The organism is Mesorhizobium sp. M0293, assembly GCF_040321735.1.
Lineage (GTDB): Bacteria > Pseudomonadota > Alphaproteobacteria > Rhizobiales > Rhizobiaceae > Mesorhizobium.
This window is the reverse complement of record NZ_JAMYSA010000045.1, coordinates 33,569-50,646: the sequence shown is the minus strand read 5'-3', so window position 1 is coordinate 50,646 and position 17,078 is coordinate 33,569. Positions and strand designations below refer to the sequence as shown.

At 63.8% G+C, this 17,078-nt stretch carries 17 protein-coding genes and 1 pseudogene; 12 read left to right on the top strand and 6 right to left on the bottom strand.

Features of this window, described 5'->3' with window-relative positions; all coding sequences use genetic code 11:
• The 5 genes from NKJ06_RS18410 to NKJ06_RS18390 all read right to left on the bottom strand — a co-directional run.
• The coding region (locus NKJ06_RS18410; RefSeq protein WP_352810350.1) for a copper resistance CopC family protein at positions 1–780 on the bottom strand (780 nt) is incomplete at its 3' end.
• Between the two features lie 54 nt (positions 781–834).
• The gene (locus NKJ06_RS18405) at positions 835–1,353 is read right to left on the bottom strand and encodes a YcnI family copper-binding membrane protein (RefSeq protein ID WP_352636167.1); all 519 of its coding nucleotides are present in this window, start codon (positions 1,351–1,353) and stop codon (positions 835–837) included.
• Between the two features lie 41 nt (positions 1,354–1,394).
• The gene (locus NKJ06_RS18400; protein ID WP_352636165.1) at positions 1,395–1,934 is read right to left on the bottom strand and encodes a copper chaperone PCu(A)C; all 540 of its coding nucleotides are present in this window, start codon (positions 1,932–1,934) and stop codon (positions 1,395–1,397) included.
• Positions 1,935–2,031: 97 nt separating this feature from the next.
• The gene (locus tag NKJ06_RS18395) at positions 2,032–2,388 is read right to left on the bottom strand and encodes a DUF2946 family protein (protein WP_352636169.1); all 357 of its coding nucleotides are present in this window, start codon (positions 2,386–2,388) and stop codon (positions 2,032–2,034) included.
• Positions 2,389–2,584: 196 nt separating this feature from the next.
• Positions 2,585–3,487 (bottom strand): GntR family transcriptional regulator, encoded by a 903-nt coding sequence (locus NKJ06_RS18390; protein ID WP_352636163.1) that lies wholly within the window; start codon positions 3,485–3,487, stop codon positions 2,585–2,587.
• Between the two features lie 229 nt (positions 3,488–3,716).
• Here NKJ06_RS18390 and NKJ06_RS18385 point away from each other — a divergent pair, with 229 nt between their 5' ends.
• The 6 genes from NKJ06_RS18385 (at position 3,717) to NKJ06_RS18360 (ending at position 11,383) form a co-directional block, all read left to right on the top strand.
• Entirely contained in the window at positions 3,717–5,222 is a 1,506-nt protein-coding gene (locus NKJ06_RS18385; protein ID WP_352636161.1) for a UxaA family hydrolase, read from the top strand.
• 62 nt (positions 5,223–5,284) lie between these two features.
• Positions 5,285–6,283: an aldo/keto reductase gene (locus NKJ06_RS18380; protein ID WP_352636159.1), complete on the top strand. Its 999-nt coding sequence runs from the start codon at positions 5,285–5,287 to the stop codon at positions 6,281–6,283.
• Positions 6,284–6,617: 334 nt separating this feature from the next.
• Positions 6,618–7,610 carry an ABC transporter substrate-binding protein gene (locus NKJ06_RS18375; RefSeq protein WP_127272465.1) on the top strand — a complete coding sequence of 331 codons (993 nt, stop codon included), beginning with the start codon at positions 6,618–6,620 and terminating at the stop codon, positions 7,608–7,610.
• 169 nt (positions 7,611–7,779) lie between these two features.
• Positions 7,780–9,333: a sugar ABC transporter ATP-binding protein gene (locus NKJ06_RS18370; protein WP_352810348.1), complete on the top strand. Its 1,554-nt coding sequence runs from the start codon at positions 7,780–7,782 to the stop codon at positions 9,331–9,333.
• Complete coding sequence (locus NKJ06_RS18365; protein ID WP_352608746.1) at positions 9,330–10,295, top strand: ABC transporter permease; 966 nt, start codon at positions 9,330–9,332, stop codon at positions 10,293–10,295. The genes NKJ06_RS18370 and NKJ06_RS18365 overlap by 4 nt, the downstream gene beginning before the upstream one ends.
• 68 nt (positions 10,296–10,363) lie before the next feature.
• The gene (locus NKJ06_RS18360) at positions 10,364–11,383 is read left to right on the top strand and encodes a zinc-binding alcohol dehydrogenase family protein (RefSeq protein WP_352636155.1); all 1,020 of its coding nucleotides are present in this window, start codon (positions 10,364–10,366) and stop codon (positions 11,381–11,383) included.
• A gap of 318 nt (positions 11,384–11,701) precedes the next feature.
• Here NKJ06_RS18360 and phnF read toward each other — a convergent pair whose 3' ends face one another.
• The gene (gene phnF, locus NKJ06_RS18355) at positions 11,702–12,451 is read right to left on the bottom strand and encodes a phosphonate metabolism transcriptional regulator PhnF (RefSeq protein ID WP_352636117.1); all 750 of its coding nucleotides are present in this window, start codon (positions 12,449–12,451) and stop codon (positions 11,702–11,704) included.
• A 121-nt stretch (positions 12,452–12,572) separates the two neighbouring features.
• On the opposite strand from phnF, the gene phnG reads away from it, so the two are divergent.
• The 6 genes and pseudogenes from phnG (at position 12,573) to phnK (ending at position 16,913) form a co-directional block, all read left to right on the top strand.
• Positions 12,573–13,034 carry a phosphonate C-P lyase system protein PhnG gene (gene phnG, locus NKJ06_RS18350; protein WP_352636115.1) on the top strand — a complete coding sequence of 154 codons (462 nt, stop codon included), beginning with the start codon at positions 12,573–12,575 and terminating at the stop codon, positions 13,032–13,034.
• A complete protein-coding gene (gene phnH / locus NKJ06_RS18345) occupies positions 13,034–13,645 on the top strand; it encodes a phosphonate C-P lyase system protein PhnH (RefSeq protein WP_352636113.1) in 612 nt (203 codons plus the stop codon). The genes phnG and phnH overlap by 1 nt, the downstream gene beginning before the upstream one ends.
• Before the next feature lies 1 nt (position 13,646).
• Positions 13,647–14,759, top strand: a complete 1,113-nt coding sequence (locus NKJ06_RS18340) for a carbon-phosphorus lyase complex subunit (RefSeq protein WP_023760808.1) — start codon at positions 13,647–13,649, stop codon at positions 14,757–14,759.
• The gene (fosX, locus tag NKJ06_RS18335) at positions 14,756–15,175 is read left to right on the top strand and encodes a FosX/FosE/FosI family fosfomycin resistance hydrolase (RefSeq protein ID WP_352636111.1); all 420 of its coding nucleotides are present in this window, start codon (positions 14,756–14,758) and stop codon (positions 15,173–15,175) included. Before NKJ06_RS18340 ends, fosX begins: the two co-directional genes overlap by 4 nt.
• Positions 15,172–15,999: pseudogene (locus tag NKJ06_RS18330) on the top strand (alpha-D-ribose 1-methylphosphonate 5-phosphate C-P-lyase PhnJ); the annotation flags it as partial. The gene fosX and the pseudogene NKJ06_RS18330, both read left to right, overlap by 4 nt.
• 137 nt (positions 16,000–16,136) lie before the next feature.
• A complete protein-coding gene (gene phnK, locus NKJ06_RS18325) occupies positions 16,137–16,913 on the top strand; it encodes a phosphonate C-P lyase system protein PhnK (RefSeq protein WP_352636109.1) in 777 nt (258 codons plus the stop codon).
• The last annotated feature ends 165 nt before the right edge of the window (positions 16,914–17,078 follow it).

The window sequence follows — 17,078 nt, the reverse complement described above, 5'->3', positions numbered from 1 at the left end:
AAATGGCTTGGCGGCGGCGCGCGGTCCGGCCAGCGACAGCAGGCCGAGCCACAACGCGATCAGCGCGACCAGCACAGTCCAGCCGAAGCTGGTGCCGAGCCCGGTCCGCCAGATGACCGGTTGCGCCAGATGGGAGAGCGGTGCCCCGAGCGCATCGAGCCCCTGTAGGCCAAGCGACAGCGGTGCCGCGACCAGCCCGCCCAGGATTGCAGCCGCAACGAAGCGCTGTCCGGCGCGGACATCTCGGGCCAGCCAGGCAAGGGCAAAGGCGCCGCCAACGCCGAGGAAAAGACCGATGTAGAGAAAGACCTTGCCGGTCCAGATCGCCGATCGCAACGACCAGTCGACAGCTTCGGACACCGCCGGCGGCGCGCTTGGCGCGCCGATGGAAAACAGCAGGGAACCACCGACCGGATGGCCGTCGGCGGAAATGACGCGCCAGCTCAAGACATGCGTGCCGGACTTGAGCGGCTGCGGATTATCGATCTCGACAGTCTGGTCGCTGAGGCGGAAGGAGGACAGCGGAACCGGCGTGCCGTCGGGTTTCACCAGGGTCAGCACCAGCGGCGAGACCGGCTCGCTGAAGGTCAGCGAGAACTGTGCCGGCCCCTGTTCCAGCACCGCGCCATCGGCCGGGTCGGTCTTGATCAGCGCGGCATGGGCGAAAGCCTGATTTGCCATGATGGCGAGAAACACGATCAGGGCCAGCAGGCCGACGACAAGCCGGCCGGCGCGGTGGCCGGCCATGGAAGCCGTTTGCAGGTAGGACGTCGTGCTCATGTCACCGCCACAAAAGATAGCGGCGCGCTCTTGCGAGCGCGCCGCTCGAAAAGATCATTTCTTCGGCAGCAGTTTGATGCCGGGGGCCGGGTTTTCAAGTGCGTCTTCATCCTGGCCGGCCGCCGGGATCTCGATCCAGCGGTCGGCGGCGCCGTCACATTCCTGCACCACCGGGAAGTAAAGTTTTTGGCCCACCGGCAGATCCGCCGTCAGTGTCGCGCGGAAGACGAACTCGTCGTAGAATTCATCCGGCAGGCTGCCGCCGCTCCAGTCGACTTCCTTGACCCCATCGGTCACCGCCTGACCATAGAGCTGGTAGGATTTGTCGTACTTGCCCTTCTTGGTCTGCAGCGTCCAGCCGGGCTTCGGCATCGGCTTCACCGCGATCACCCCTTCCGGGATCTGCACACGCACGGCGGTCGTCGCCTTGCCGTCGCAGCCATGCGGCACGCGTAAGATTGCCTTGTAGGTCGAGCCGACGGCCGCCTCCTGGGTTTCGAGCGTGATATGCGCGAAAGCGGCACTTGTCCCGAGCACGAAAAGTGCCGCGGCGGACAAAAGATACTTGTTCATGATGGTCCCTCAGATCTTCAAAATTTGTCTAACTGGCCGGATCAATTGGCGTGATCATCCATGGCGCCACCACCGATGCCTTCGACGGCGAAATCGACGCTGACGGCGCCGGCCTTTTCGAAGGTCAGCGTGGCGGAAAACTTTTCGCCCTGCTTGGGTTGCCGCTTCAGGCCGATGAACATCAGATGATAGCCGCCAGGGGCCAATGCCACCTTGCCACCGGCCGGGATTTCCAGGCCGCCGGTAACCGACCGCATGGTCATGACGCCGTCTTTTACGCCCATCTGATGCAGTTCGGCCTTTTCCGAGATATCGGAGGAAATCGACACCAGCCGGTCCGGCGCGCTGCCATTGTTGGTGATGGTGAAATAGCCGCCGGCTACCTTGGCGCCGGCTGGTGTGGCGCGCGACCAGGGGTGGCCGATCTCGAGATCTCCAACCTTGAACTCATGCGCGAATACGGACTGGGCGCCGACGAACAACAGCGCAAGAGCCAGCGCGGCAATGCCGACACGCTCTTCGATGCTCTGTAGAATGCTGCCGAGCATAGGACGCGCGGCGTCGGGGAAAAAATAGGACATGGTTGCTCCATGAAGTGATGGTCGCGCCGTTGCCGGTCGCGAGCAGTTTGATCTTTGGATGGGTACGCCCACGAAAGGTTCCGTCGGGCAAACAGGCTCAGGCCGTCAGCGGCGGCGCGCGCGGGTTCGACGGCGAGCGCTCACGCGCAAAGTCGAGATGGATGGCCACCGGGAAGACAAAGGCGACCGTTTCAAAGGAAAGGCTGCCCAGTGCAAGCCCGGCATTGGGCGACGGCGCAAAGGCTGGCGAAAACATGCTGCAGCCGAGCACGCAGCATGTCGGCAGGTGAGACGGCGGCGGGTTGCCGCCGGGCAGCTCGGTTGCGCCCTCACGGGTACAGATGACGTTGCCGAAGGCATCGAGCTGCGATGCATTGGGACCGGCGCCGAAGGCGAAGGCACCAAGCGTCGACTGGAGCAACAGCAGATAGGCCGCGACAAGCACGACCGGTATGCTCCACCGTCTCCTCGATACGCCCAAAGCCCTGCCTCTTCGCAGCAATGTACCATACCTAGCACGGGGCTGGCGGGCGGAAAATCGCCAAATCGCCGCTGCGGCAACGCGGCATATCAATGCATGTCGCCCAAAAGTGTGCAGCGGCTTTGGGACAACGACATGCATGAAACAAGACTCTGAGCCGCGACGCGGCTCAGAGTTTTTGTGAAGACCGGCTCTCCGGAATCGAGGTCAGCAAAGTCTGGCGCGCTGACTTCAGATGCTTGCGGCAAGCGGCGTCGACCTTGCCGAGGTCGCGCGATTTGAGCGCCTCGATGTAGGCCAGATGCTCACCGATCGCCACCTCGTTGCGTTCGCGCTCCTGCGCCTTGTTCCACTGGTAGTGGTAGTGGAAGATCATGGCGATGACGTCGTAGAAATCGACAATGAAGCGGTTGCGCGATGCCCGATGGATGAGCCGGTGGAAGCGCTCGTCCAGCTCGGAGAATTCGTTGAAACGGGTGGCGATCTCGCTTGCCAGCCGGCGATGGTCGTCTTCCAGACGGTCGAGATCGCCCCAGACCACGCTGTCCTGCGGCAGAGCGGCGAAGGCCGCCGCCGAGCGCAGTTCGAACATTTCGCGGATTTCGGTCAGCTCCAGCGCGAAGGCGCGCGTAAAGCCCTTCAGCACCCAGTGGCTGTTGCGGCGTTTCTCGATCAGGCCGAAGCGGGAGAAGCGGATCAGGAACTCGCGCACGCTGGTGGTGCCGACGCCGATCTCGCGCGCCAGTTCGAGTTCGTTAATCTGCATGCCGGCCTCGGCGCCTCCGGCGAGCAGCCTGCGCATGAACGACCGCTCGATGATCTCGGCCAGCGTGTCGGTTTCTTCCTCGGGGAAGAAATCATCGGGGCGCGGTTCGCGCAGCACCGTCTTGGCGCGCTTGTTCCAGGCGATCAGCCCGGTCTCTTCCATGCGCGCTAGGATCGTTCGCACCGTGGTGCGGCTGACGCCAAGCAAGGTGCCCAGTTCCGGCTCCGAAGGCAGGCTGCGCGTTTCGTCGAGCAGCCGCAGGCAGCGGTTGTAGGCATCCTTGTAGACGTTGTTGCTCTTCGACATCCCTGACCCGTTGCACGCCGTCGCTTGCGGCCGTCGGCCGGAAGCGCAATATGACGTTCCCATGACCCCTGAAAGCGAAATTCGCTTTCTTGAACACCGATGGACATGCGGAACTCCCCGGCGAAAAAACAATTGACGCAAAACTGTTTTTTCACGATAAAAGACATTATCTTTAAACAGGCGCGTGTCAATCCGCCCGCGCAACCCAGGATCACCCAGGAAACCGCCCGTGAACGCCTCCAACAGCATTCTTCTGTCCCCTGCCGACAATGTCGCCGTCGCCAATGGCCGCATCGAGATCGGCGCCGTGCTGCCGGGCGGTGCCGTTGCCACCGCGCTGATCGAGCCCGGCCACAAGGTGGCGATCAAGCCGATCGCCGCCGGCGAGGCGGTGGTCAAATACGCTCAGGCCATCGGTCGCGCGACACAGGATATTGCAGCGGGCGAGCACGTTCATTCGCACAATCTGGTTTTCGAATCCGGCCGCTTGCCGGTCGTGCCGCCGAGCGAGGCCGAGCACGCGACGGAAGCGGACCGTGCCCGGACCTTCATGGGCTATCGCCGCGCCGATGGCCGCGCCGGCACGCGCAATTTCATCGGCATCGTCGCCAGCGTCAATTGCTCGGCCACGGTCTGCCATTCCATCGCCGACACCGCCAACCGCACCCTGCTGCCGAAATATCCCGGCATCGACGGCTTCGTCCCCATCGTCCACGGCCAGGGTTGCGGCATGAGCGCCACCGGCGACGGCATGATGGTACTGCACCGCACGCTTGCCGGTTATGCCCGCCACCCGAATTTCGGCGGCGTGCTGATGGTCGGGCTCGGCTGCGAGGTCAACCAGCTCACCCTCTACGGCCAGAAGGGTGTCGCTGCCGGCAAACGCCATTTCAACATCCAGGACGCCGGCGGTTCGCGCAAATCGGTCGAAAAGGCGATGGGCGTGCTGGCCGAGATCGCCGAGGAAGTCGGTCAGTTGAAGCGTGAGCCGATCCCGGTTAGCGAGATCGTCGTCGGCCTGCAATGCGGCGGCTCCGACGGAATGTCGGGCATTACGGCCAACCCTGCGCTGGGCGCGGCCGTCGACATCCTGGCCGGCGTAGGCGGCATCGGCATCCTTTCCGAGACCACCGAGATCTACGGTGCCGAACATCTTCTCGCCTACCGCGCGGCAACGCCGGAGATCGCGCAGAAGCTCGATGGCTTCGTGAAATGGTGGGAAGATCACGTCGCCAAACATGGCGCCTCGATCGACAACAACCCCTCGCCCGGCAACAAGCGCGGCGGCCTCACCACCATCCTGGAGAAGTCGCTCGGCGCGGTCGCCAAGGGCGGCCAGACGCCGCTCAACGGCGTCTTCGGCTATGCCGAAAAAGTCACCGGCAGCGGCTTGGTGTTCATGGACACGCCCGGCTACGACCCGGTCTCGGCGACCGGTCAGGTGGCGGGTGGCGCCAATATCATCGTCTTCACCACCGGCCGCGGCTCCTGCTTCGGCTGCCGTCCGACGCCGTCGATCAAGGTCGCCACCAACTCGACCATGTATCACCAGATGGAAGAGGACATGGACGTCAACTGCGGCGTCATCGCCTCCGGTGAAAAGACCATCGCCGGCATGGGCCGAGAGATCTTCGAACTGATCGTCGAGACGGCTTCCGGCCGCAAGACCAAGAGCGAGGATTTCGGCTACGGCGACAACGAGTTCGTGCCCTGGCATCTTGGCGCGACGCTCTAGATTTCACTGATATCTGGTAGACGGCCGCGCCGGGACAGCGGCGGGCAACGGGGAGGTTGTGCATGGAAAAGCGCCGCATCGGCCAGACAACGCTGGAGGTCACCGAAATCAGTTTCGGCGGTGCCGCGATCGGCGGCCTCTACCGCGCCTGTCCGCGCGAAGCGGCGATGGAGACGTTGCAAGGCGCCTGGGAATCCGGCCTGCGCTACTTCGACACCGCACCCTTCTACGGTTTCGGCCTGTCGGAACGACGCTTCGGCGACTTCCTGCGCTACAAGCCGCGCGATTCCTATGTGTTGTCGACCAAGGTCGGCCGCTTGTTCCGCCCGGTGCCGGATGACCAGGTTCCCGATCACTCCTATGTCGATCCGTTGCCCTTCGCGCTCGACTACGACTATTCCTATGACGGCATCATGCGGTCGATCGAGTTCAGCTATGCGCGGCTTGGCCTGAACAGGATAGACATCCTGTTTGTCCATGACATCGGCGCCTACACCCATGGTGTCGAGAAGACCAAGTTGCACTTTCGCCAGCTGATGGATGGCGGCCTCAAGGCGCTCGAAGAGCTGAAGCGAACCGGTGTCATTTCCGCCTATGGGCTGGGCGTCAACGAAGTGCAGATCTGTCTCGACGTGATGCGCCAGGCACCGCTCGACTGCATCCTGCTCGCCAGCCGCTATTCCCTGCTGGACCGCAGTGCCGAAGCGGAATTGCTGCCGCTATGCCGGGCGCAACAGACCTCGTTGGTCATCGGCGGCGTCTTCAACTCCGGCATCCTGGCGACCGGGCCGGTGCAAGGCGCGCATTTCGATTACCGCCCTGCCAGCCATGACGTGCTCGACCGCGTCGGTGCGATGGAAAGGATCGCCGCCGAGGGCGGTTATCCGCTGGCCGCCGCCGCGTTCCAGTTCCCCTTGCATGAACCCGCCGTCGCCACCGTGCTGACCGGCACCGCCAAGCCGGCAAACCTGACGCGCAACCTCGAACTGCTCGACATCGACGTGCCGGAGACGGAATACGCCAGATATCGCCCCTACACGCTGATGCAGGAGCTGGCGTGAAATTCGCCCTACCCGCGGTGAACGGCGATTCCGGCTTCACATTCTTGCGATCCCAAGAAAGAATGAACATTCCATATTGACGAATATGTGGAATTAATATTCCATACATTCGCGGAACGGAAACGGGAGCGCTTGACGGCGGCAAGGTAGGAGCAGCGCGGTGTATCTGCCTCTGCCAGGCTTCGCGAGGACTGGTCAAACACCGCTTGCATCGGCTGGTTCGATGCACTATCAAAACATGGCAACTGTTTTTTATTGATAAAGTTCTGTTTGGGCCACGCCTATCCGGACGGAGCTTCCGTAACGTTCACCGGGCGACTTAGGGAGGAACTTCATGAAATTCGTGACCAGCATTCTCAACCGCCGCGCCGTCATGGCGCTGGCAGCAGCTTCGATGCTCGCCGGCGTCATGCATTCGGCGCCGGTTTCGGCGGCGGACGTGACCATTCCGATCATCGTCAAGGACACCACGTCCTTCTATTGGCAGATCGTTCTGGCCGGCGCCCGCAAGGCCGGCAAGGATCTCGGCGTCAACGTTCCGGAACTCGGTGCCCAGGCTGAAACCGACGTCAACGGCCAGGTCTCGATCCTCGAGAACGCCGTTGCCAGCAACCCGGCAGCCATCGTCATCGCGCCGACCGAGTTCAAGGCGCTTGGCAAGCCGATCGATGAAGCCGCTGCCAAGGTCAAGGTTATCGGCATCGACTCCGGCGCCGACTCCAAGGCCTTCACCTCGTTCCTGACCACCGACAATGTGCAGGGCGGCCGCGTCGCTGCCGACGGCCTCGCCGCCGCCATCGGCGCCGCCAACGGCGGCAAGATCGAGGGCGACGTCGCCCTGATCACCAACGCACCGGGCGCCGGCTCGCTCGAACAGCGCAAGCAGGGCTTCACCGAACAGCTGGCCGCCAAATATCCAGGCCTCAAGCTGGTCGCCGACAAATATGCCGACGGCCAGGCCACCACCGGCCTCAACATCGCCACCGATCTGATCACCGCCAACCCGAACCTCAAAGGCATCTTCGCCTCCAACCTGATCATGGCGCAGGGCGTCGGCCAGGCAGTCGCGGAAAACAGCCTTGGCGGCAAGCTGGCGCTGGTCGGTTTCGACAGCGACGAGAAGCTGATCAAGTTCCTCAACGACGGCGTCATTTCCGCCCTCGTCGTCCAGGATCCCTACCGGATGGGCTATGACGGCATCAAGACCGCGCTCGCCGCCTCGAAGGGCGAAAAGGTCGAGGCCAATGTCGATACCGGCGCCAATCTGGTGACCAAGGACAACATGAAAGACCCCAAGATCGACGCGCTGCTCAACCCGAAGCTCTAAGCCGTCGCATCCAAATCGTCTCCGGGGCTCCGCGCCCCGGAGATATAGCTGCCGGCACAAACGGCTTGGCAATCCACAAGCTTAAGCTAGGCTGTTTTCGAGGCATATCCTTGCCTCGCCGCGTGCCAATCGTGAGGCCGATCTGGGAGGCCAATCAGGGAGGATTGTCATGACATCGACGGCGCAGGAACTGCATCCGGCCCCTGTGCTGGAGCCTGGCAGGACCATCCTCGAATTACGCGGGCTGGAGAAGCGTTATCCCGGCACCCACGCGCTGAAACCGGTCAACCTCGCCTTCAAGTCCGGCGAGATCCACGCCATCGTCGGCGAGAACGGCGCCGGCAAATCGACCCTCATCAAGCTTTTGACCGGCGTCATGCCGCGCACCTCCGGAGAGGTCATCTGGGAAGGTCAGCCGGCTGCCTTGGCGACACCGCATGAGGCGATGGCGCTCGGCATCAATGCCGTGCATCAGGAAGTCGTGCTCTGCCGTCACCTGACGGTCGCCGCCAACATGTTCCTCGGCGAGGAGAATTCGCGCTTCGGCATCCTGCAGCAGCGCGCCATGATCAGGCAAGCGCAGAAGATCATCGACGATCTCGGCTTCGATCTGCCGGCGCATGTCACATTGGGCGACCTGACCATCGGCCAGCAGCAGCTGATTGCTGCCGCCCGCGCCACCGTGCGCGGCACCAAATTCCTGATCTTCGACGAGCCGACCGCCTACCTCACCCGCAAGGAGGCCGACCAGCTCTTCACACTGATCCGCCGGCTGAAGGGCGAAGGCGTGACGATCATCTACATCAGTCATCGCATGGAGGAAGTGTTCGAACTCGCCGACCGTGTTTCCGTGCTGCGTGACGGCACGCTGGTCGGCACCCGCAACATCGCCGAGACCAACGATGCCGAGTTGGTCAAGATGATGATCAACCGCTCGATCGAGCAGGTTTATCACAAAGAGCATTTCACGCCGGGCGCCGCGATCATCGAAGCGCGGAACCTGTCCGGCAAAGGGTTTGAAAATGTTTCGATGACGGTTCGCGCCGGCGAGATCGTCGGGCTCTATGGCCTGATCGGCGCCGGGCGCAGCGAGTTCGTCACGACGCTGTACGGTCGCCACCGCAAATCGGCCGGCCAGATTCTCTGGGAAGGCAAGGAGGTTCAGGTCAAATCCGAGCATGACGCGATCAAGCTCGGCATGGCGCTGGCGCCGGAAAGCCGCCGCGACCAGGGCCTCTGTCTCAACCTGCCGGTTGGCCTCAACCTCAACCTGCCGATCTACAAGCGCATCTCGACCAATCTGCTGATTTCGAGTGCACAGGAGAAGACGCAGGCCGATCGCCAGATCGCCGATCTGCGCATTAAGACGCCGACTCGCGGCGCGCTGGCGTCCAGCCTGTCGGGCGGCAATCAGCAGAAGATCGTCATCGGCAAATGGCTGGCGCACGGCGCCAAGCTGTTCATCTTCGATGAACCGACGGTCGGCGTCGATGTCGGCACCAAGGCCGAGATCTACCGGTTGTTCGGCGCGCTGCTGTCGAAAGGCGCCGGCATCATCCTGATCTCGTCCTATCTGCCGGAAGTCTACGAGCTGGCCGATACGCTGCATGTGTTCCGGCGCGGCAAATTGGTGGCGACGCACGGTTTTCGCGGCGCCAGCCACGAGGACATTCTCACGCAGGCGCTCGCCGAGAAACAAGAAAAACAGGGAGGACAGATATGAGCACCGAGGCGATTGCTGTCGAAAAACCGAAACGGAACTACAATGTCCTGTTCGGGCTGACGCTTCTGGCGTTGCTGGTTCTGCTCTGGATCGTTCTGTCGGTCGCGACGCCGAGCTTCGCCTCTTCCAACAACATCGCCAACCTGCTGCGGCAGGGTTCGATGATCGCCATCATGGCGGTCGGCCAGACTTTCGTCATCATCACCGGCGGCATCGACCTGTCCGTCGGCGCCGTGGTCGGCTTCGCCACCGTGGTCGTAGCCATGATGATCAATGCCGGCTTCCCGATCTGGCTCGCCATTCTGGTGACGCTGCTGGTCGGTGTTGCTATCGGCATGTTTCACGGCTTCGGCATCGTCAAGATGGGCTTGCCGCCCTTCATCATCACGTTGGCGACGCTGACCTCGCTGCGCGGAATCGGCCTTTTGATGACCAACGGCAATTCGATCAACATCAACAGCGACACCTTCACCGCGTTCTCGCGCAGTTCCTTCATCGGCATCCCCAACCTGTTCTGGATGGTGATCCTGGTCGGCATTCCGGCCTATATCTTCCTGCATCACAGCCGCTGGGGCCGGTATCTGTTCTCGGTCGGCTCCAACGCCGAGGCCTCGCGCCTGTCCGGCGTCAATGTCCAGCGAACCATCTACATGGCCTACACGCTGTCCGGCCTCTGCGCGGCTTTCGTTGGCGTGCTGCTGGCCGCCCGCATCGGCATCGGCAACCCGACCCAGGCTGAGGGCTGGGAGTTGCAGGCGATCGCCTCGTCGGTCATCGGCGGCACCTCGCTGTTCGGTGCCGTTGGCTCGGTGCACGGACCGCTGCTCGGAGCTTTCATCCTGGCCACCATCAACAACGGCGCCAACCTGCTCAACGTCAACTCGTTCTGGCAGCGCATCATCACCGGCGCGCTCATCATCATCATCGTCTATTTCGACGGGCTGCGCCGTCGCGGCAAGTAACGACCCGCAATCAATCGCCGGCCCGCACCAATGGGCCGGCGATTTCATGAACAAGACTGGATTGAAGCATGAAAGCCGTCGTCTGCCGCTCGCCCGGCGATCTTGTCCTGGAAGATCGTCCCACCCCGAGTGCACCAGCTCCCGGATGGGCGCTGGTGGCGGTCAGCCATGTCGGCATCTGCGGCACCGACTACCACATCTTCGAGGGCAAGCATCCGTTCCTCGCCTATCCCCGCATCATGGGCCATGAAGTATCCGGTACAGTAGTGGAAACAGGCGAAGGCGTCGAGCTTGCCGTCGGTGAGCCGGTCGTCATCAACCCATATCTTTCCTGCGGCAAGTGCATCGCCTGCCGGCACGGCAAGCCGAATTGCTGCGTCAGGATCGAGGTGCTCGGGGTGCATCGCGACGGCGCCATGTGCGAACGCATCCTGGTGCCGGCGCAAAATCTCTATCCTGCCAACGGCCTGTCGTTGGCCGACGCCGCCGCCGTCGAGTTCCTGGCCATCGGCGCACATGCCGTGCGGCGTGCCAAGGCCGAAACCGGCGCACGCACACTGGTCATCGGCGCCGGCCCGATCGGGCTCGGCACCGCCATCTTCGCCCGCATCGCCGACCTCGACGTGACACTGCTCGATATGAGCAGCGAAAGGCTCGCCTTCGCTGCGAACGAGCTTGGTTTCCAGACCCTCGACGGCTCGCGCGGCGCGGTGCCAGACCTGGTCTGGGAGGCGACATCGGGCGAAGGCTTCGATGTGGTCTTCGACGCCACCGGCAATACCCAGTCGGTGCGGTCGGCTTTCGCCCATGTCGCGCATGGCGGAACATTGGTGCTGGTCAGCGTCGTCAAGGACGACATCAGCTTTTCCGATCCGGAATTCCACAAACGCGAAATGACGCTGATCGGCAGCCGCAACGCCTTGCGCGCCGACTTCGACCATGTCGCCGCCTCGATCCGCAACGGCGCCGTTCCGCTGGCAAAACTCGTCACCCACCGCACCACGCTTTCCGGCACGCCGCACGATCTGGCCCGCTGGGCGCATGAGAAATCAGGACTGATCAAGGCTGTGATCGAGGTGGGAGCATAACTTAGCAGGCGGTGAACCCGGCCCGAATTGACGACGCCCGCGCAGATCGACCCCCACTCCGTCTCGGCTTCGCCGAGCCACCTCTCCCCCGATCGACGGGGTAGAGGAAGGGTGCGAGCCTATTGCAGCCAACGCTCTTCAACCAGACTCCGGCTCCCTTCCTCTCCCTCCGGAGGGGGGAGAGGTGGCTCGGCGAAGCCGAGACGGAGTGGGGGAAGCCGGTCCTCAAATGCGCCGACGCTGACAGGTGAGCGCGACCGAACTGGCCTGATATCAGCGCGAGTCAGAAGTCACGGTCTCGTATGAGGCTGCCACTCCCTACAGCGCCGACAGCTTCAGCTCCACCCGTTCTGCCGGAAACCTGGACTCGGAAACCTGGATCGGCTGGCCGTCCGGCGTGACGTTGACAGCGACTGTAACCAGCACGATGGCGCCCGGTTGCAGGTCGAGGTCTGCAAGGTCCGCCGCATCGGCGTGGCGCGCCGATAGCACGGTCGATTGCCTGAGATAGTCGTCGATGCCGAACCGGGCGAGCGATGCGGTGATCGAGCCGGTCTCCGCCATTGCAGCATCGATACCGGCAAAGCGCCGGGCATCGAACCAGCCGGCAGCACGTGACACCGGCCGGCCGTCGGCTTCGCCGCGCGTTTCCAGGCGGATCACATCGGCCCCTTTGGCAAGCCCCAGCCCCTCGGCGACACGCCGGCTGGCCGGCTCGACCGAGGATGCGAGCAGGACGATATGCCGTTCCGATGTCTGCCCTTGCAGGCCTGTTGAAAAGCGTGTGCGCGCACCGATGGGATAGGACAGCCGCTTGCGCGACAGCACGAAGGTGCCGCGCCCCTGCTCGGCCCGCAGCACCCCTTCCTGCACAAGGGCTGATATGGCGCTGCGCACGGTATGGCGGTTGACGCCATAGCGGTCAGCCAGTGCCATCTCCGGCGGCAGCGCGGCGCTTTCTGCGAAATCGCCGACGGCGATCGCCTGCAGGATCTTCTCGGCGATCTGCCGCCACAGCGAGACGCCGCTGCGCCGCTCGATGCTGTCCGCTGCCAGCCGCCCGACCATTGATTGCCCCCAATCTTCAAGTGCTTGTCATCCACCCGTCATGGACTCGCGCTAGATAATAGGTATAATTTGTATAGTTGTCTATATCAATAGACAAATTTGCCGAAGAGGAATGTTGCTGATGCGAGGACAGGAAGCCCGCGACCAGGCCGAACGCAAGGCCGTCATGGCAACCCTGGCGCAATCCAGCGGCGACGACATCGTTCGGCTCTGGAACGAGGCCGGACTGCCTTCGGACGCGGAACTGCTGCGCGGCCCCGAAACCGGCCTGGTCACCGTGCGCGGCCGCATCGGCGGTGGCGGCGCGCCCTTCAATGTCGGCGAGGCGACCGTCACCCGCGCCACCGTCCGGCTGCCGTCCGGACAGGTCGGCCATTGCTATGCGCTTGGCCGCGACAAGCAGAAGGCGAGGCTGGCGGCCATCGCCGACGCACTGTGGCAGGACCCTGCCCGCCGCGCCGAGGTGGAGACCGGGCTGATAGTGCCTCTGCGGTCGGCCCTGACCACGGCGCATGAACGCCGCCGCGCCGAGACGGCGGCCACGAAGGTGGATTTCTTCACTATGGTTCGCGGAGAAGACTGATGGACATCGCAGCGCAATCGATCGAAGGCGGTTTCGCCGATCCGGTCTTCAATGCCCAGACTGTGTTCCGCGCGGTCATGGACGCAATGGCGCGGCCGGGCAGCTTGCAGCCGCTGCCGGCCTTCGCCCGCCCGCCGGCGCCGCTCTCGGCAAGCGCCGGCGCCATAGCCCTGGCGCTGTGCGACAACGACACGCCGCTGTGGCTGGACCCGGCTCTGCAAGCTTCCACCGCCATCAAATCCTGGCTTGGTTTCCACACCGGCGCGCCGATGGCCAACACGCCGGCCGATGCGCATTTTGCGTTGATCGCCACGCCGGCCGAGATGATGGCGCTCGACGGTTTTTCGCAAGGCACGCAGGACTACCCTGACCGTTCGACCACGCTGATCCTGAATGTCAGCGATCTCGTCTCCGGCACGCCTCTGTTGCTCGAAGGTCCCGGCATCGAAACCAGCGCCACGATTGCACCGGCGCAGATGCCGCGTCATTTCGTCGAGCAGTGGAAGCAGAATATCAAGCGCTTCCCGCGCGGCGTCGACATCATCCTCGCCACCGCTGATGGCATAGCCTGCCTGCCGCGCACGACGCGCATCAAGACGATGGAGGCGTAAGATGTATGTCGCTGTAAAAGGTGGCGAAGCAGCAATCGCCAACGCCCACAGCCTGCTTGCCGACCGCCGGCGCGGCGACCGTTCGGTGCCGGCGCTTCGCCTCGACCAGATCGTCGAGCAGCTGGCGCTCGGCGTCGACCGGGTGATGAGTGAAGGCTCGCTCTACGACCGGGAATTGGCGGCACTCGCCATCGTCCAGGCGCGCGGCGACATGATCGAGGCAATCTTCCTGGTACGCGCCTATCGCACCACGCTGCCGCGCTTCGGCTACACCAAGCCCATCGACACCGCCGCCATGCTGGTCGAGCGGCGCGTGTCGGCGACTTACAAGGACCTGCCCGGCGGCCAGTTGCTTGGGCCTACTTTCGATTACACCCACCGGCTGCTCGATCCCGAGCTTGCCGCCGGCGCCGACGTCGCCGAGCCGCTGCAGCGCGAGACCGAAGCGCAAGCCATGCCGCGCGTCTCGGCGATCCTCGCCCGCGAAGGCCTGATCGAACCGGACGGCGACATGCCGCAGGACCATGTCCCCGGCGACATCACCCGCGAGCCGCTGGAGTTCCCGATGGCGCGCGACATCCGCCTGCAGGCGCTGTCGCGCGGCGATGAAGGATTCCTGCTGGCGCTCGGCTATTCCACGCAGCGCGGCTATGCCCGCAACCATCCCTTTGTCGGCGAGATCCGCATCGGCGAGGTCGAGCTGGAACTCGATGTGCCCGAACTGCCTTTTGCTGTCCCGCTCGGCACGGTGCGCATCACCGAATGCCAGATGGTCAACCAGTTCAAAGGGTCGGCGAAGGCGCCGCCGCAATTCACCCGCGGCTACGGCCTGGTCTTCGGCCAGAGCGAGCGCAAGGCGATGGCGATGGCGCTCTGCGACCGCGCTCTTCGCGCCAGCGAGTTGGGCGAGGATGTCGTCGCCGCCGCCCAGGATGAGGAGTTCGTCATCTCGCATTCCGACAACGTCCAGGCGACCGGCTTCGTCGAACATCTGAAGCTACCGCACTATGTCGACTTCCAGGCCGAACTCGACCTCGTGCGCCGCATGCGCGCCGAATATGACGCCCGCGAAAACCCCGCCAAGGCCGAAGAGAAGCGGGAGGCCGCGGAATGATCGAAGGCCTCTCCCACATGACCTTTATCGTCCGCGATCTCGATCGGATGACCGAGATCCTCGAGGGCATACTCGACGCCCGAGAGGTCTATGCCAGCGGCGCAGAACAGTTCTCGCTGTCGCGCGAAAAGTTCTTCCTGATCGGCGACATCTGGGTCGCCATCATGGAGGGCGAGCCCTTGCCGGAACGCAGCTACAGCCACATCGCCTTCAAGATCGATGACGCCGATTTCGACCGCTACGCCGAGCGCGTCGCCAAGCTCGGGCTGGACATGCGGCCGCCGCGCCCACGCGTCGAGGGTGAAGGCCGCTCGATCTATTTCTACGACGACGACAACCACATGTTCGAACTGCACACCGGCACGCTCAATGAGCGGCTGGCGCGCTACGCCAAGGGACTGAAAGTCGCGCCATGACGGACATCGCCACCTACAACTTCGCCTATCTCGACGAACAGACCAAGCGGATGATCCGCCGCGCGATCCTCAAGGGCATCGCCATCCCCGGCTATCAGGTGCCGTTCGCCTCGCGCGAAATGCCGATGCCCTATGGCTGGGGCACCGGCGGCGTGCAGGTCACCGCTTCGATCATCGGTCCCGACGATGTGCTGAAAGTGATCGACCAGGGCGCCGACGACACCACCAATGCCGTCTCGATCCGCGCCTTCTTCAAGAAGGTCGCCAATGTCGCGGTGACCACCGACACAGCCAGCGCCACCATCATCCAGACCCGCCACCGCATCCCCGAGCATCCGCTGACGGCGGGCCAGGTACTGGTCTATCAGGTGCCTATCCCTGAGCCGCTGCGCTTCCTTGAACCGCGAGAGACCGAAACGCGCAAGATGCATGCGCTGGAGGAATACGGCCTCATGCATGTCAAGCTCTACGAGGACATCGCCAAGCACGGTCGCATCGCCACCACCTATGCCTATCCGGTCAAGGTCGAGGGCCGCTATGTGATGGACCCGTCGCCGACGCCTAAGTTCGACAATCCCAAGATGCACCGCTCGCCGGCCTTGCAGCTGTTCGGCGCCGGCCGCGAAAAGCGCATCTATGCGGTGCCGCCCTTCACCGAAGTGGTCAGCCTCGACTTCGAGGATCATCCGTTCGAGGTGCAGACCTTCGACCAGCCCTGCGCGCTGTGCGCGGCCGAGAATGTCTATCTCGACGAGGTCATCCTCGACGACCATGGCGGCCACATGTTCGTCTGCTCCGACACCGACCACTGCGAGAAGCGGCGCAACGCCCCTACCTCCCCCTTGTGGGGAGGTCGCGCCGACGGCGCGGGTGGGGGGCTTGACCAATCCACGCTCCACTCAACCCCCACCCCGGCGCTGCGCGCCGACCCTCCCCACAAGGGGGAGGGTAAGGAGAAGCAATGACCGACGAACCGCTGCTGCGCGTCTCGGCGCTGTCCAAATTCTACGGCTCGCGCGTCGGCTGCGACAACGTCTCCTTCGACCTGTGGCCGGGCGAAGTCCTGGCTGTCGTCGGCGAGTCCGGCTCCGGCAAGACGACGCTGCTCAACTGCCTGTCGACGCGGCTGATGCCCTCCTCCGGCACCGCCAGCTACCGCATGCGCGATGGCCAGTTCCGCGAGCTCTACCGCATGAGCGAGGCCGAGCGCCGTTTCCTGATGCGCACCGACTGGGGTTTCGTCCATCAGAACCCCGCCGACGGCCTGCGCATGACGGTGTCGGCCGGCGCCAATGTCGGCGAACGGCTGATGGCTGTCGGCGATCGCCATTACGGCAGGATCCGCGCCACCGCCGTCGACTGGCTGTCGCGCGTCGAGATCGATGAGGACCGCATCGACGACGAGCCGCGCGCCTTCTCCGGCGGCATGCGCCAGCGCCTGCAGATCGCCCGCAATCTCGTCACCGGCCCACGGCTGGTATTCATGGACGAGCCGACCGGCGGCCTCGATGTCTCGGTTCAGGCACGCCTGCTCGACCTGCTGCGCGGTCTGGTCACCGATCTTGGTCTCGCGGCCATCGTCGTCACCCACGACCTCGCGGTGGCACGGCTGTTGTCGCAGCGCATGATGGTGATGAAGGACGGCCGCGTCGTCGAAAGCGGTCTCACCGACCGCGTGCTCGACGACCCGCGCGCGCCCTACACCCAGTTGCTCGTTTCCTCGATTCTACAGGTTTGATGATGGCGCTTGTACACCCCCCTCTGGCCTGCCGGCCATCTCCCCCTCAAGGGGGGAGATTGGCAGCTTTACTATCTCGCCCATTCTGCAACGCAGGAGATTGGCGAAACCGAAGGCAACAGCCAATCTCCCCCCTTGAGGGGGAGATGCCTGGCAAGGCAGAGG